Consider the following 12289-nt stretch of genomic DNA (forward strand, 5'->3'; position numbering starts at 1 on the left):
ACGTGCTGCTCGAAGTGCGCGACCTGCACGTGGAGTTCAGGACCCGGGACGGGGTGGCCAAGGCCGTCAACGGGGTCACCTACAGCGTGGACGAGGGCGAGACGCTCGCCGTGCTCGGCGAGTCCGGCTCCGGCAAGTCCGTCACCGCGCAGGCCGTGATGGGCATCCTCGACACCCCGCCGGGGAAGATCACCGCGGGCGAGATCCTCTTCAAGGGCCAGGACCTCCTGAAGTTCAAGGAGGAGGAGCGGCGCAAGGTCCGCGGCGCCCAGATGGCGATGATCTTCCAGGACGCGCTGTCGTCGCTGAACCCGGTGCTCAGCGTCGGCGCCCAGCTCGGCGAGATGTTCACCGTCCACCGGGGCCTGTCCCGCAAGGACTCCAAGGCGAAGGCCGTCGAGCTGATGGACCGGGTCCGCATCCCGGGCGCCGCCTCCCGCGTGGGCGACTATCCGCACCAGTTCTCCGGCGGGATGCGCCAGCGCATCATGATCGCGATGGCGCTGGCCCTCGAACCGGCCCTGATCATCGCCGACGAACCCACCACGGCCCTCGACGTCACCGTCCAGGCCCAGGTCATGGACCTGCTCGCCGAGCTGCAGCGCGAGCTCAACATGGGCCTCATCCTCATCACCCACGACCTCGGCGTGGTCGCGGACGTCGCCGACCGGATCGCCGTGATGTACGCGGGCCGGATCGTCGAGTCCGCCCCGGTCCACGACATCTACAAGGCCCCCGCGCACCCGTACACGAAGGGTCTGCTGGAGTCGATCCCGCGGCTCGACCAGAAGGGCCGGGAGCTCTACGCGATCAAGGGCCTGCCGCCGAACCTGATGAACATCCCGCCGGGCTGCGCCTTCAACCCGCGCTGCCCCATGGCCCAGGACGTCTGCCGCACCGACGAACCGCCCCTGTACGAGGTGACCGAGGCGGGCGCGGACCGCGTGAGCGCCTGCCACTTCTGGAGGGAGTGCCTCAATGGCTGAGCGGAAGAACGGCGCTGTCGCCGAGCACCTGAACGCCCCGGTCGGCGAGCCGATCCTCCAGGTCCGCGGCCTCGTCAAGCACTACCCGCTCACCCAGGGAATCCTGTTCCGCAAGCAGGTGGGCGCGGTGAAGGCCGTCGACGGCGTCGACTTCGACCTCGGCGCGGGGGAAACCCTCGGCATCGTCGGCGAGTCCGGCTGCGGCAAGTCGACGGTCGCCAAGATGCTCGTCAACCTGGAGAAGCCGACCGCGGGCGAGATCAGGTACAAGGGCGACGACATCACCAAGCTGTCCGGCCGCGCCCTCAAGGCCGTCCGCCGCAACATCCAGATGGTCTTCCAGGACCCGTACACCTCGCTCAACCCCCGGATGACCGTCGGCGACATCATCGGGGAGCCGTACGAGATCCACCCCGAGGTCGCGCCGAAGGGGGACCGGCGGCGGCAGGTGCAGGACCTGCTGGACGTGGTCGGGCTCAACCCGGAGTACATCAACCGCTATCCGCACCAGTTCTCCGGCGGCCAGCGCCAGCGCATCGGCATCGCGCGCGGGCTCGCCCTGCGCCCCGAGATCATCGTCGCGGACGAGCCGGTGTCGGCCCTCGACGTGTCCGTGCAGGCGCAGGTGATCAACCTGATGGACCGTCTCCAGAGCGAGTTCGCCCTCAGTTACGTCTTCATCGCGCACGACCTGTCGATCGTGCGGCACATCTCCGACCGCGTCGGGGTGATGTACCTCGGGCGGATCGTGGAGACCGGCCGGGACGCCGAGATCTACGACCACCCGACGCACCCGTACACCCAGGCGCTGCTGTCCGCCGTGCCCGTCCCGGACCCGGAGGCCCGTGAGCACCGGGAGCGGATCATCCTCTTCGGTGATGTGCCCTCGCCCGCGAACATCCCCTCCGGCTGCCGCTTCCGCACCCGCTGCTGGAAGGCCGCGGAGCGCTGCGCGATGGAGGTCCCGCTGCTCGCGGTCCCCGCGGAGTTCCGGTACGAGGCCGGTCCCGCCGCCCATGACTCCGCCTGCCACTTTGCGGAGGAGAAGCAAGTCGTCCCGCCGGAGGAGCCGCCGCGGGAGCCTGCGCGGGATGCGCTGGATGTGCGGGCCGCACCGGGAGAGCTGCCGGGGGAGCCCCAGGGGGAGTCGGCGGCGGAGGTGCCCGGGGAGGTGTCGGACGATACGCCGGACGGGCCGACATAGGCTGACAAACATGCAGCAACTGCGTTAACACGCAGGCAACTTGGCCGACCCGGCACCGATATACGGACGCGGCACTCTGAACAGCGTACGGCCGTGCGGGTGCCGTAGACCGGCCGGGGAGCGCCATGTCTCCCCGGCCGGTCGCCATTCCCGCGGGATCTCTAGCCCCGGGCGGACCCCGCGAGTTCCTGTCGCGGCCCGTCCTCCTTCGGCGGTCCCTCCTGTTCCAGGGACGAGCCCTCGGTGTCGAGGTTCGGCAGTGCCCGGTCCAGCGCGCGAGGTATCCACCAGCTCGCCTCACCGAAGAGCCGCAGGGCCGCCGGTACGAGGACCATGCGGACGACGAGCGCGTCGACCAGGACCCCGACGGTCAGGGCCAGTCCGATGGACGCGACCATCTGGTCACCGCCGCTGAACGCGAAGCCGGCGAAGACCGCCCCCATGATCGCGGCTGCCGCGACGACGACGGGGGAGGCCTGCCCGAAGCCCCGCACGATGGCCGCCCGGGTGTGGAGTCCGCTGCGGTGTGCCTCGTGCATACGGGCCACCAGGAACACCTGGTAGTCCATGGCGAGCCCGAACAGGACGCCCACCACGATCAGCGGCGTCAGACTGGCCAGCGGCCGGGCCTCGTCCAGGCCGACCAGCACGCCGGCCCAGCCCCACTGGAACACCGCCACCGTCACGCCGAGGCCGGCGGCCAGGGACATGAGGAACCCGGCGGTGGCCAGCAGCGGCACCAGGACGGAACGGAACACGAGGGTGAGGAGGAGCAGGGAGAGCCCGACCACGGCGATCAGATAGATGACGAGGCCGGACGAGAGCGCCGAGTTCACGTCCACGTCGACCGCGGTCTGCCCGGTCACCGAGACCTTGGCGCCGGTCACCTCGTCCATCGCCGTACGCAGCGAGTTCACCAGGTCGTTGGTACGCGAGTCGGTCGGGCCGTGGTCGGGGGTGACCGCGAGGAAGGCGGTGTCCGCGTCCTCGGCGCGCTGGACGGGGCTGACGTCGGCCACGCCGTTCAGCGCGGTGATCCTCTTCGTCGTGGCGGTCGCGGTGTCCGCCGCGGCCGTGCCCTGGAAGAGGACGATCAGGGGGTTCTGCTCGCCCGCGCCGAACGCGTCGCTCACGGTGGTGTAGGCCGCGCGCTGGGAGGAGGCGGGGTCGGGGCCGCCAGGGGGGTCGAGTTCGGTCTTGAGAGACAGGGCCGGAACGGCGAGCAGGGCGATGAGGACGGTGCCGACCAGCATGGTCGGCACGGGCCGGTCGACCACCAGTTGGGCCCAGCGTCCCAGCAGCCCCGGTCCGCGGCGGCTGCCCGGCTCCCGCGTGGCCGGTGCTGCCTCCGCCGCCGGTGTTCCGGCCGTCCCGACGGCCGGTGCCTCGTACGCGGTACCCGGAGCCGGACGCTCCCTGCGCGGCAGGGCCTTGTACCCGAGGCTCTTCAGCACGACCGGCACGAGGGTGAGCGAGGCGGCCACGGCCACGATCACGGCGAGCGCCGCGCCGAGCCCCATCTCGGTGATGAACGCGATCCGTACGATCGCCAGCCCCGTCAGGGCGATGACCACGGTGGTCCCGGCCACCACCACGGAGGTCCCGGCCGTGCCGGCGGCACGGGCCACGGCGGCGTCGACGTCCGCGCCGCGGCGCAGCTCGTCACGGAAGCGCGAGAGGATCAGCAGGGCGTAGTCGATGCCCACCGCGAGACCCAGCATCACCGCGATGATCAGCGTGGTGGACTGGATGCCCTCGCCCGTCGCCGACCACGCGAGGATGCCGAGCACGCCGACGACGACGCCGCTCAGGGCGGTCAGCATGTTCGCGCCTGCGGCGGCCAGCGAGCCGAAGGTCAGCAGCAGCACGACGAAGGCGACCACGACACCGATGATCTCGGTGACGCCGGCGATCTCGGGCGGCCCGTCGTCGAGGGTCCCGCCGAGTTCGACGGCGTACCCCTTCTCCGTCAGCGGCACCGCGGCCTCCCGGAGGTCGTCCTCGACGACGGCCTGGTCGGCCTCCAGGTCGACGGCGAGCGTCGAGACGGCGACCGAGCCGTCCTCGGAGACGTAGGGACGGCTCTCCTCGTACGGGTCGGCGGCGGACTTCACGTCGGGGACACCGGCGGCGCGCGTCACGAGGTCCGCGACCAGCTCCCTGCCGGCGGGTCGGGTGAGGGAGGTGCCGCCGGGCGCCTCGATGACCAGCAGCAGTTCTCCCGCGTCGGGGTCCGCCTCGGGGAACGCCTTCTTCATCGTGGCGAGCGCGGTGGTCGACTCGGCGCCCGAGATGCTGAACTCGGCGTCGGAGAACTTCGCACCGCTGATCGTCACGACGGTGAGGGCGACGGTCAGCACGATCCACGCGCCGGCGACGACGAGTCGGTGAGCGGCGCTGAACGCGCCGATCCTGGACAACAATCGGGACATCGGGACTCCTGCGGAAAGCGGTCGTAACGCGGTCGGAGCGCGGTACGCGGGCCGCTCGTGCGGCCGGTGCCCAGCTTCCGACGGGAGGTGCCCGGCGGTCGTCGCGCAGCCGCGGTAGTGGATCTACCGCGGCTGGTGTACTTCCGGACCCGTGGTGCTGCTCCGCCCGTGGTGGTGCCTCGCCCGCGGTGATTCGTCATCCCCGGTGGTTCGTCGTCCCCCGGTGGTCCGCCGACCGGATCGGTCAGTCCTCGCGCAGGCCCGCCCGCAGGGCCGCGACCACGAGTTGCGCCCTGTCCCGTACGTGCATCTTGCTCATGGCCCGGTTCACATGGGTCTTCACCGTCAGCGGCGAGATGAACAGGCGCTCCGCGATGGCGTCGTTGTCCAGCCCCTGGGTGACCAGAACGGTGACCTCCCGTTCGCGGGTGGTCAGGGACCCGGCCTTGCGCAGGTCCTCGGGGGAGGCGGGGGCGTGCGGCCGTTGCCGGCGTGCCGTGCGGGTGAGGTGTCCGACGACGGTGTCCGTCGCGACGGCGGACAGGGAGGAACCGCCGGCGGCGACCCGCTCGACCGCCCGCATGAGTTCCTCGTGGTCCGCCGACTTCCCGAGGAAGCCGTTGGCCCCGGCCTGGAGGGCGGCCAGGATGTCCTGGTCGGTGTCGAACGTGGTCAGCACCAGGATGCCGATGTCCGCGGTGGCGGCGTCGGCGCGCAGCTGGGTGATCGCTCCCACGCCGTCGAGGACCGGCATCCGCAGGTCCATGAGGATCACGTCGGGCACGAGGGCCCGCGCCATGTCGACGGCCCGGCGTCCGTCGGCCGCCTCGCCGACGACCTCGACCTCGACTCCGGAGCCGGTGCCCGAGCCGGTGCCGGTGCCGGTCTCCAGCAGGGCCCGTATCCCGGACCGGATCATGACCTGGTCGTCGACGACGAGGACGCGTACGACGCTCGTGCGGGCGTCTCCTTCGACGCTCATCCGGATATCTCCTTCGCTCTTCTTCGCGGCGCGGCGGCCGGTAGTTGCGCGGTCACCAGGAAGCCCCGCGCGTCCGGGCCCGCGTGGAAGGTGCCACCGAGCGCGTGGACCCGCTCCTCCATCCCCACGAGTCCCAGCCCGCTCCCGGCGGACTCCGTCACACGCGGGACCCACGGGTTGCGGACCGACACGGTGACGTACCCGTCGGCCGGCGGTTCGACGAGCACGGTGGCGGCGCCGCCGTCGCCGTACCGCTGTGCGTTGGTGAGCGATTCCTGGAGGAGGCGCCGGGCGGCGGTCCGGGCGACCGGTGCGAGGGCGAGCAGGTGGTCCAGCCCCTCGGTCCCGACTTTCAGCCCGATGCCCTCGAAGCTCTCCAGCAGTTCGTCGACCATGGCGGCGTCCACGGGAGTCGACGGGACGCTCTCGGGCTCCGAGGCGCGCAGGACGTTCAGGACGACGCCCAGTTCCTCCATCACCGACCGGGTGGCGGCCTGGACGTCGTCGAGGGCGCGCCCGGCGGCCTGCGGCGAGGAGGCGAGACGGGCCTTGGCGACATTGGTGTGGACGCTGATCACCGCGAGGTGGTGGGCCACGCTGTCGTGCAGTTCGCGGGCGATCCGCAGGCGTTCCTCCGCCACGTGGCGAGCCACCTCCTCCCTCCTGCGTTCGGCTTCCTGGCGCCGCCGCCCGACCTCCGCGACCACGTAGCGCCGTTGCGCCTGCACCCACTGCCCCACCCCGACCATGGCCGCCGCGAGGGTGACGATCCCGAACGCTCCGACGCTGCCGGTGTGTTGCCACGGGGCGTACGGGTTGTACGCGGCGACCATCGTGCCGCCCGCGACCACCGCGCCGGCGGCGATCGCGTCGAAACGGGGGCGGCGGAGGGTGAACAGGAACAGCAGCCCTCCGGCGACCGCCCAGGTGCCCCACGGCGCCGGATCGCGGATCTCCAGGGCGGCCAGCAGGGCGGCGACGGCGACGGCGGGGCTCGATGCCCGCACGGCCAGGACGAGACCGGCCGCGCCCAGGGCGAGGATGACCCACAGCGTCGCCGAACCGGCGTGCTCGCCGACGATTGCGGACACCGCGCCGATGATCAACGCGACCGCCACGGTGAGCGTGCCGCCGGCCGCCCATGGATCGGATCGGGTCCATGCTTCGGATCGCACGAGTGATCACTCCGGTTGCCGCTCGACGGGCACGAAGAGGCACCCTGTAGAACGATGTTATACAAGGCGGCCCACCGGGCGGCCCGAACAGGAGGAGCGGGACGGATGAGCGCCGGAGCAGATTCGCCGTCCGGCCGCCGTACGCCGAGCGAACGGCTGCACGAAGTACTGCTGGAGGCGGCGCAGAACGTGCTCGACCGCGAGGGCCTGCCCGGCGTCACCGTGCGCGCGGTCGCCCGCGAGGCGGAGGTCGCGCCCATGGGGGTGTACAACCGGTTCGGCAACAAGGAAGGACTGCTCGGCGCTCTGGCCGTCCGGGCTCTGAACGACCTCTGGCACGCGGTCGACGTGGACCGGTCGGTGGACCCCGAGCCGCGCTTCCGCCAGGCCTGCGACGGATACCGGCACTTCGCGCTCGCGCACCCGCAGCGCTATGCGCTCGTCTTCGGCGGCGGCGGACCGGTCGCCCGGACGGGCTCCGAGGCGTCGGTGTACGGCCATGCGGTCTTCGAGGTCCTGATCGAGCTGGTCCAGGACCTCGCCGGAGGCCGCACACCCCAGGGTTTCGCGGACGTGGGGGAGGCCGCGCAGGTCGTCTGGACGGCCCTGCACGGCGCGGTCCACCTGGAGTTGGGCGGCATCGGGCAGGTGTCCGGCTCGCAGGACACCTACCGGCGGCTGATCGACCTGCTCGTCCGAAGCCTGCGGTAGAGGCCGTGCGGGCGGCCGGACCCCGGCAGTCCGGACCCCGGCCGCCCTGCGCGGTGCGGCGGCCCTACCGCAGGCCCAGCGACCGCTTCAGGAAGTCCACCTGGAGCAGCAGCAGATTCTCCGCGACCTGTTCCTGCGGGGTCATGTGCGTGACCCCGGACAGCGGCAGCACCTCGTGCGGACGGCCCGCGGCCAGCAGCGCGGAGGACAGCCGCAGGGAGTGCGCGACCACCACGTTGTCGTCGGCGAGACCGTGCACGATCATCATGGGCCGCGCCGGTTCGACCGCCCCCACCAGGCCGTCGTCGTCGATCAGCGAGTTCGCCGCGTACACCTCGGGCTGCCGGTTCGGATCGCCCAGATACCGCTCCGTGTAGTGGGTGTCGTACAGCCGCTGGTCGGTGACCGGCGCGCCCACCACGGCCGCGTGGAAGACATCGGGGCGGCGCAGCGCCGCGAGCCCCGCGAGATAGCCGCCGAACGACCAGCCGCGGATCGCCACCCGGGTCAGATCCAGGGGGAAGCGCTCGGCGAGGGCGTGCAGTGCGTGGATCTGGTCGTCGAGGACGACCGCCGCCAGATCGTCCTTGACCGCCTTCTCCCAGGCCGGTGAGCGGCCCGGCATGCCCCGCCCGTCCGCGACGACCACGGCGAAGCCCTGATCGGCGAACCACTGGGGCGCGAGGTACGCGTTGTGCGCCGCCAGGACCCGCTGCCCGTGCGGCCCGCCGTAGGGATCCATGAGCACCGGCAGCGGACCGTCGGTGTGGTCCGTGGGGAGCACGACGGCGCACGGTACCCGGCGCTCACCGGCTTCCGTGAGGTGCACGCGCGGGCTCATTCCGGGGTGCTCGGCGTACGAGGCCACGGTGACCGCCTCCGTACGACCGCCGGCCCGGCCGCTCCCCGTCGCCTTGCGGCCCCCGTCGCGGACGACCCTGACCTGCGCCCCGGGCCGGTCGGGCACGGCCGACACGAGGACGGTCACGCCGCCCGCCCGCACGGCAGAGTGCACGCCGGGCTCCTGCGAGATCCGCTCCATGCCGAGGTCGTTGACCCGGTAGACGTGCACCTCCCCGATCTCGGGGCCGGCCGCGTCCGGGCCGGCCGACGCGGACACGAGCACGTCGTCGGCGGACACGTCGAGCACGGCGCGCACGTGCAACTGCGGTCCTGTGAGGGGGCGTTCGCCCACCGCGAGCACACGCGCCCCTCCCTCGTCGGCGATCCGCACGAGCTGTCCGCTCGGGCTCCAGCTCGGCACACCAGGGAAAAGATCAAGCCAAGTTGGATCTTCGTCCGCGTGCACCATCCTGGTCGTCCCGGAGTCCGGGTCGACGGCCAGATAGAGCTGACTCGCCTGGTCGCGCGCCTGTACGAGCAGCAGCGGAGCCCCGGCGGCCGACCAGTGCACTCGCGCCAGATAGGGGTAGCGGGCCCGGTCCCACTGAACCTCCGTACGTACCCCGTCGAGCCCCAGTACGAAAAGCCGCACCTCCGCGTTGTCGGTGCCCGCCGCCGGATACGCGACCTGCTGCGGCTCCCGCTCGGGATGCGCGGGGTCGGCGATCCACCAGCGGCGTACGGGGGCGTCGTCGGCCCGCGCCACCAGCAGACGGTCCGATTCCGGGGACCACCAGAAGCCCCGCGAGCGGCCCATCTCCTCGGCCGCGACGAACTCGGCGAGCCCGTAGGTGACGGTGTCCGACTCGGGCTCCGCGAGCGCCCGGCCGTCCTCGCCCTCGGCGCCGACAACACGCAGGGCGCCCCCGGCGACGTACGCGACGAGCCGTCCGTCGGGGGACGGGCGGGGGTCGATCACCGGTCCGCGAACCCGCAGTTCACGGGCGGTTCCGGCCCTCAGTTCCGCGGTGAAGAGCCGCCCCGACAGGGCGAAGGACGCCAGCTCCACGGCGGCGTCCGTGGCGTAGCCGACGATGCCCGCGCCCCCCTCGCGGCTGCGCTCGCGGCGGGCCCGCTCCGCCGCCGAAAGGCGCTCGGAGGAACCCCCGAGGAGCGCCCCCGGGTCGGCCGCCGGGCGCTCCTCGCCGCTCGCCACGTCGAGCACCCACAGCTGGTTCGCCCGGTCCGTGCCGGACGAGGACCGCAGGAACACCACACGTGAACCATCGGGCGCCACGGTGAACGCGCGGGGCGCGCCCAGCGTGAAACGCAGGGTGCGCGCCTGCCGGCGCGGAAAGGAGAGAGGCTCGGTCGTCATGCTCCGACCATATTGGCCATGCGCCCCCTTGTGCGGCCGTGCGCCGATCAATGCGCACGCACGAATAGTTATGATCACTAGCGCTGGGTGGGTATCAACCTGCTGGCTGTTGTATGGATTTGCTGCCCCCCATCCCCCCATCCCCCGACCCCTGGCCCCCGTGTCCCTGGGATTCCTTGGAGGTGAGCCGCCGTGGCACTTTCGATTTCGGCGGTCGTGCTGCTGGCGATCATCGTCTTCATCCTGGTCAAGAAATCAGGGCTGAAGGCGCCTCACGCCATCGTGTGTGTCCTGCTCGGCTTCTATCTGGCGAGTTCGACGATCGCCCCGACGATCAACGAGCTGACCACGAACATCGCCGGCATGATCGGGGACATCAAGTTCTGACCCCGGTACGCGAGTGGGCTCTGGGCCGCGGGAGGCCGGGGCCCACTTCTGGCGTCCGCGCCGGCCAGGTCGGTCCGGGTCAGCCCGTGGCCGCGTACGGCACGAAGCGGGCCCACGCTTCCGGCGTGAGGGCCAGCCACGGGCCCGCGATGTCCTTGGAGTCGCGGACGTGGACGGTGCCGGGGGTGGTGGCGAGTTCGACGCAGGAGTTGCCGTCGTTGCCGCCGCTGTAACTGCTCTTGAACCACGCCGGCTCGGAGGCCTCAGCCATGGGACGCGTGCGGCACGAAGGCCGCCCACGTGGTGGGGGTGAAGGCGAGGCGGGGGCCGTCCACGTTCTTTGAGTCGCGGACGTGAACGGCGTCGGTGGTGGCGGCGAGTTCGACGCAGGAGTTGCCGTCGTTGCCGCTGCTGTAACTGCTCTTGAACCACGCAAGCTCGGTCGCGTCTCCGGCGGAGGCCTTGCGGATCATGTTTCCCCCAGCAGTTGCTCGATGAAGGCCAAGGACTCCCCTGGCGGGAGGGCTTGCGCCCGCATGGTGCCATACCGCAGCTCAAGGATGCGTAGCTGCCGCAGTTCCGAGACGGGGCGGCCGCTGAAGGCGCCGTCCGAGCGTCCCACCGCTGTACCGTCCACGAACTTCAGCAACTCGATCCTGCCGTCCAGGCCGGAGTGGACTTCGCAGCGCGTCGGCATCACTTGGAGCGTGACATTGCGCAGTCGGCCTACTTCAAGCAGACGTTCGAGCTGCTGTCGCCACACCATTGTGCCTCCAAGCGGTCGCCGCAGCGGTGCTTCTTCGAGCACGAAACTGATGGAGGGGGCAGGATCCCGTTCGAAGACCGACTGCCGGGCCACCCGAGCAGTCACCATGCGCTCCACCTCGCTCTGTGAGTACGGAGGTTGTGCAGCCTCGAACAAGGCTCGGGCATGCTCCTTGGTCTGCAACAGCCCGTTAATGCTGTTGCACTCGTACACCCCGATCTCGACTGCCCTGGCCTCCATCTGCGCCAGGTCCCGAACCCTCTTCGGATACCGAACCCTCTTCACGTCCTCCTTCATCGCCGAGAGCAACCCGCCCGCCCCCAACACCTCGTCCGCCCTGTCCAGGTACTCGGGCTGCGGAATCCGCTTCCCGCCCTCGATCTTGTAGACCATGTCCTCGCCGTACCCGACGGCGATCCCGAAGTCGGCGGCCCGCATCCCCACCGCCTCCCGCCGCAGCTTCAGTTGGCGCCCCACGGTCGCTACGACCGCCACACCCCAGTCGTCGTCCGGGTCCACCTCCCAACCCGGCTCGTCCGCCTCGGTCCTGAGCCGACCTTCGCCACTGTCCACGTGCATAGCGTGCCTCTCCGACGGTCCTCCACTGCTCAACGCGCCCTACCCGCACGGGTGGCCTCGACAGCCCGGACAGCGCCGGACAAGCTCCGGACAGTCACCGTACGTATCGACGTCGTCACTGTTCACGGTAAGCAGGTGTGGCCACTCTGAGTGACGTGATCCAAGAAACCGCCGCTTCTGAGGCTCGACCTGCCCGCCTCACCCGCACCTTCAGCGTGCAGCTGTCTCCCACACCTCGTGGAGCCCGCCTCGCCCGCCTGCTCGCCACTGAGCAACTGCGTGCCTGGGCCCTGCCGTTGGACCCGGCACGCCACCTCGTCGCCGAGCTCGCCGCCAACGCGGCAACCCACGGCCGCGTTCACGGCCGGGACTTCCGGCTCACGCTCGCTGTCGTCGCGGAGACCCTGCGCATCGAGGTGACCGACACGTGCGGAGAGTTGCTGCCGCGACCGCAGGGCCTCGACCCCGACAGCGAGTCCGGTCGGGGTCTCGTCCTCGTCGAAGCCCTCGCCGACCGGTGGGGCGTCACCCGGGGCCCGCATCCCCGGAAGACGGTCTGGGCGGAGTTGCATCTGTCACCGGAGCACGACCGCACGGACTTCGGTGACAGGGGCGCTCTTCCCAAAGAACCACGAGAGGGAAATGACCCCACCGAACCCCACCCCACCGGCCCGGCTGCGTCGGCCCGCCCTCACCCGGGCGAGTGAACATACCCAACTCGGGTGGCTTTGTGCCCCATTGCCTGCCCTACGCTCAGCGCGACACCACCCCAGACATACGACGGCCCTCGCCGGGACGGCAATCCCAGTGCGAGGGCCTGACCACCAAGGAAGCAGTACCTTCCCG

At 71.1% G+C, this 12289-nt stretch carries 12 protein-coding genes; 5 read left to right on the forward strand and 7 right to left on the reverse strand.

What is annotated here, in order from left to right:
- Positions 1–2: 2 nt before the first annotated feature.
- Both ACZ60E_RS21490 and ACZ60E_RS21495 read left to right on the forward strand, forming a co-directional pair.
- Entirely contained in the window at positions 3–986 is a 984-nt protein-coding gene (locus tag ACZ60E_RS21490; protein ID WP_453792324.1) for an ABC transporter ATP-binding protein, read from the forward strand.
- Positions 979–2190 carry an ABC transporter ATP-binding protein gene (locus ACZ60E_RS21495; RefSeq protein ID WP_469442408.1) on the forward strand — a complete coding sequence of 404 codons (1212 nt, stop codon included), beginning with the start codon at positions 979–981 and terminating at the stop codon, positions 2188–2190. Before ACZ60E_RS21490 ends, ACZ60E_RS21495 begins: the two co-directional genes overlap by 8 nt.
- A 161-nt stretch (positions 2191–2351) precedes the next feature.
- Here ACZ60E_RS21495 and ACZ60E_RS21500 read toward each other — a convergent pair whose 3' ends face one another.
- The 3 genes from ACZ60E_RS21500 to ACZ60E_RS21510 all read right to left on the reverse strand — a co-directional run bounded on the left by ACZ60E_RS21500 (position 2352) and on the right by ACZ60E_RS21510 (position 6779).
- Positions 2352–4622 (reverse strand): MMPL family transporter, encoded by a 2271-nt coding sequence (locus ACZ60E_RS21500; RefSeq protein ID WP_469442411.1) that lies wholly within the window; start codon positions 4620–4622, stop codon positions 2352–2354.
- A gap of 244 nt (positions 4623–4866) precedes the next feature.
- Positions 4867–5604: a response regulator gene (locus ACZ60E_RS21505; RefSeq protein WP_469442412.1), complete on the reverse strand. Its 738-nt coding sequence runs from the start codon at positions 5602–5604 to the stop codon at positions 4867–4869.
- Positions 5601–6779: a sensor histidine kinase gene (locus ACZ60E_RS21510; RefSeq protein ID WP_469442414.1), complete on the reverse strand. Its 1179-nt coding sequence runs from the start codon at positions 6777–6779 to the stop codon at positions 5601–5603. Before ACZ60E_RS21510 ends, ACZ60E_RS21505 begins: the two co-directional genes overlap by 4 nt.
- Positions 6780–6884: 105 nt before the next feature.
- On the opposite strand from ACZ60E_RS21510, the gene ACZ60E_RS21515 reads away from it, so the two are divergent.
- On the forward strand, positions 6885–7490 hold the full coding sequence (locus ACZ60E_RS21515; protein ID WP_469442415.1) for a TetR/AcrR family transcriptional regulator: 606 nt from the start codon (positions 6885–6887) through the stop codon (positions 7488–7490).
- Positions 7491–7554: 64 nt separating this feature from the next.
- On the opposite strand, the gene ACZ60E_RS21520 is transcribed toward ACZ60E_RS21515, so the two are convergent.
- Positions 7555–9711, reverse strand: coding sequence for a S9 family peptidase (locus tag ACZ60E_RS21520; RefSeq protein ID WP_469442416.1), 2157 nt, complete (start codon positions 9709–9711; stop codon positions 7555–7557).
- Between the two features lie 192 nt (positions 9712–9903).
- Here ACZ60E_RS21520 and ACZ60E_RS21525 point away from each other — a divergent pair, with 192 nt between their 5' ends.
- Positions 9904–10098, forward strand: coding sequence for a hypothetical protein (locus tag ACZ60E_RS21525; RefSeq protein ID WP_107020199.1), 195 nt, complete (start codon positions 9904–9906; stop codon positions 10096–10098).
- Between the two features lie 79 nt (positions 10099–10177).
- Here ACZ60E_RS21525 and ACZ60E_RS21530 read toward each other — a convergent pair whose 3' ends face one another.
- The 3 genes from ACZ60E_RS21530 to ACZ60E_RS21540 are packed head-to-tail and all read right to left on the reverse strand — an operon-like array spanning position 10178 to position 11443.
- On the reverse strand, positions 10178–10369 hold the full coding sequence (locus tag ACZ60E_RS21530) for a DUF397 domain-containing protein (protein WP_469442418.1): 192 nt from the start codon (positions 10367–10369) through the stop codon (positions 10178–10180).
- Entirely contained in the window at positions 10362–10571 is a 210-nt protein-coding gene (locus ACZ60E_RS21535) for a DUF397 domain-containing protein (RefSeq protein ID WP_469442420.1), read from the reverse strand. The genes ACZ60E_RS21530 and ACZ60E_RS21535 overlap by 8 nt, the downstream gene beginning before the upstream one ends.
- Complete coding sequence (locus ACZ60E_RS21540; protein ID WP_469442422.1) at positions 10568–11443, reverse strand: helix-turn-helix domain-containing protein; 876 nt, start codon at positions 11441–11443, stop codon at positions 10568–10570. The genes ACZ60E_RS21535 and ACZ60E_RS21540 overlap by 4 nt, the downstream gene beginning before the upstream one ends.
- 155 nt (positions 11444–11598) lie before the next feature.
- Here ACZ60E_RS21540 and ACZ60E_RS21545 point away from each other — a divergent pair, with 155 nt between their 5' ends.
- Positions 11599–12150, forward strand: a complete 552-nt coding sequence (locus ACZ60E_RS21545; protein ID WP_469442424.1) for an ATP-binding protein — start codon at positions 11599–11601, stop codon at positions 12148–12150.
- The last annotated feature ends 139 nt before the right edge of the window (positions 12151–12289 follow it).

This window comes from Streptomyces sp. NPDC102514, assembly GCF_055584525.1.

What these genes read in the sequence shown, in the direction of transcription:
- ACZ60E_RS21495 (WP_469442408.1), top strand. Translation starts at nt 979, where the DNA reads ATGGCTGAGCGGAAGAACGGCGCTGTCGCCGAGCACCTGAACGCCCCG.
- ACZ60E_RS21500 (WP_469442411.1), bottom strand. Translation starts at nt 4,622, where the DNA reads ATGTCCCGATTGTTGTCCAGGATCGGCGCGTTCAGCGCCGCTCACCGA.
- ACZ60E_RS21505 (WP_469442412.1), bottom strand. Translation starts at nt 5,604, where the DNA reads ATGAGCGTCGAAGGAGACGCCCGCACGAGCGTCGTACGCGTCCTCGTC.
- ACZ60E_RS21515 (WP_469442415.1), top strand. Translation starts at nt 6,885, where the DNA reads ATGAGCGCCGGAGCAGATTCGCCGTCCGGCCGCCGTACGCCGAGCGAA.
- ACZ60E_RS21520 (WP_469442416.1), bottom strand. Translation starts at nt 9,711, where the DNA reads ATGACGACCGAGCCTCTCTCCTTTCCGCGCCGGCAGGCGCGCACCCTG.
- ACZ60E_RS21530 (WP_469442418.1), bottom strand. Translation starts at nt 10,369, where the DNA reads ATGGCTGAGGCCTCCGAGCCGGCGTGGTTCAAGAGCAGTTACAGCGGC.
- ACZ60E_RS21535 (WP_469442420.1), bottom strand. Translation starts at nt 10,571, where the DNA reads ATGATCCGCAAGGCCTCCGCCGGAGACGCGACCGAGCTTGCGTGGTTC.
- ACZ60E_RS21540 (WP_469442422.1), bottom strand. Translation starts at nt 11,443, where the DNA reads ATGCACGTGGACAGTGGCGAAGGTCGGCTCAGGACCGAGGCGGACGAG.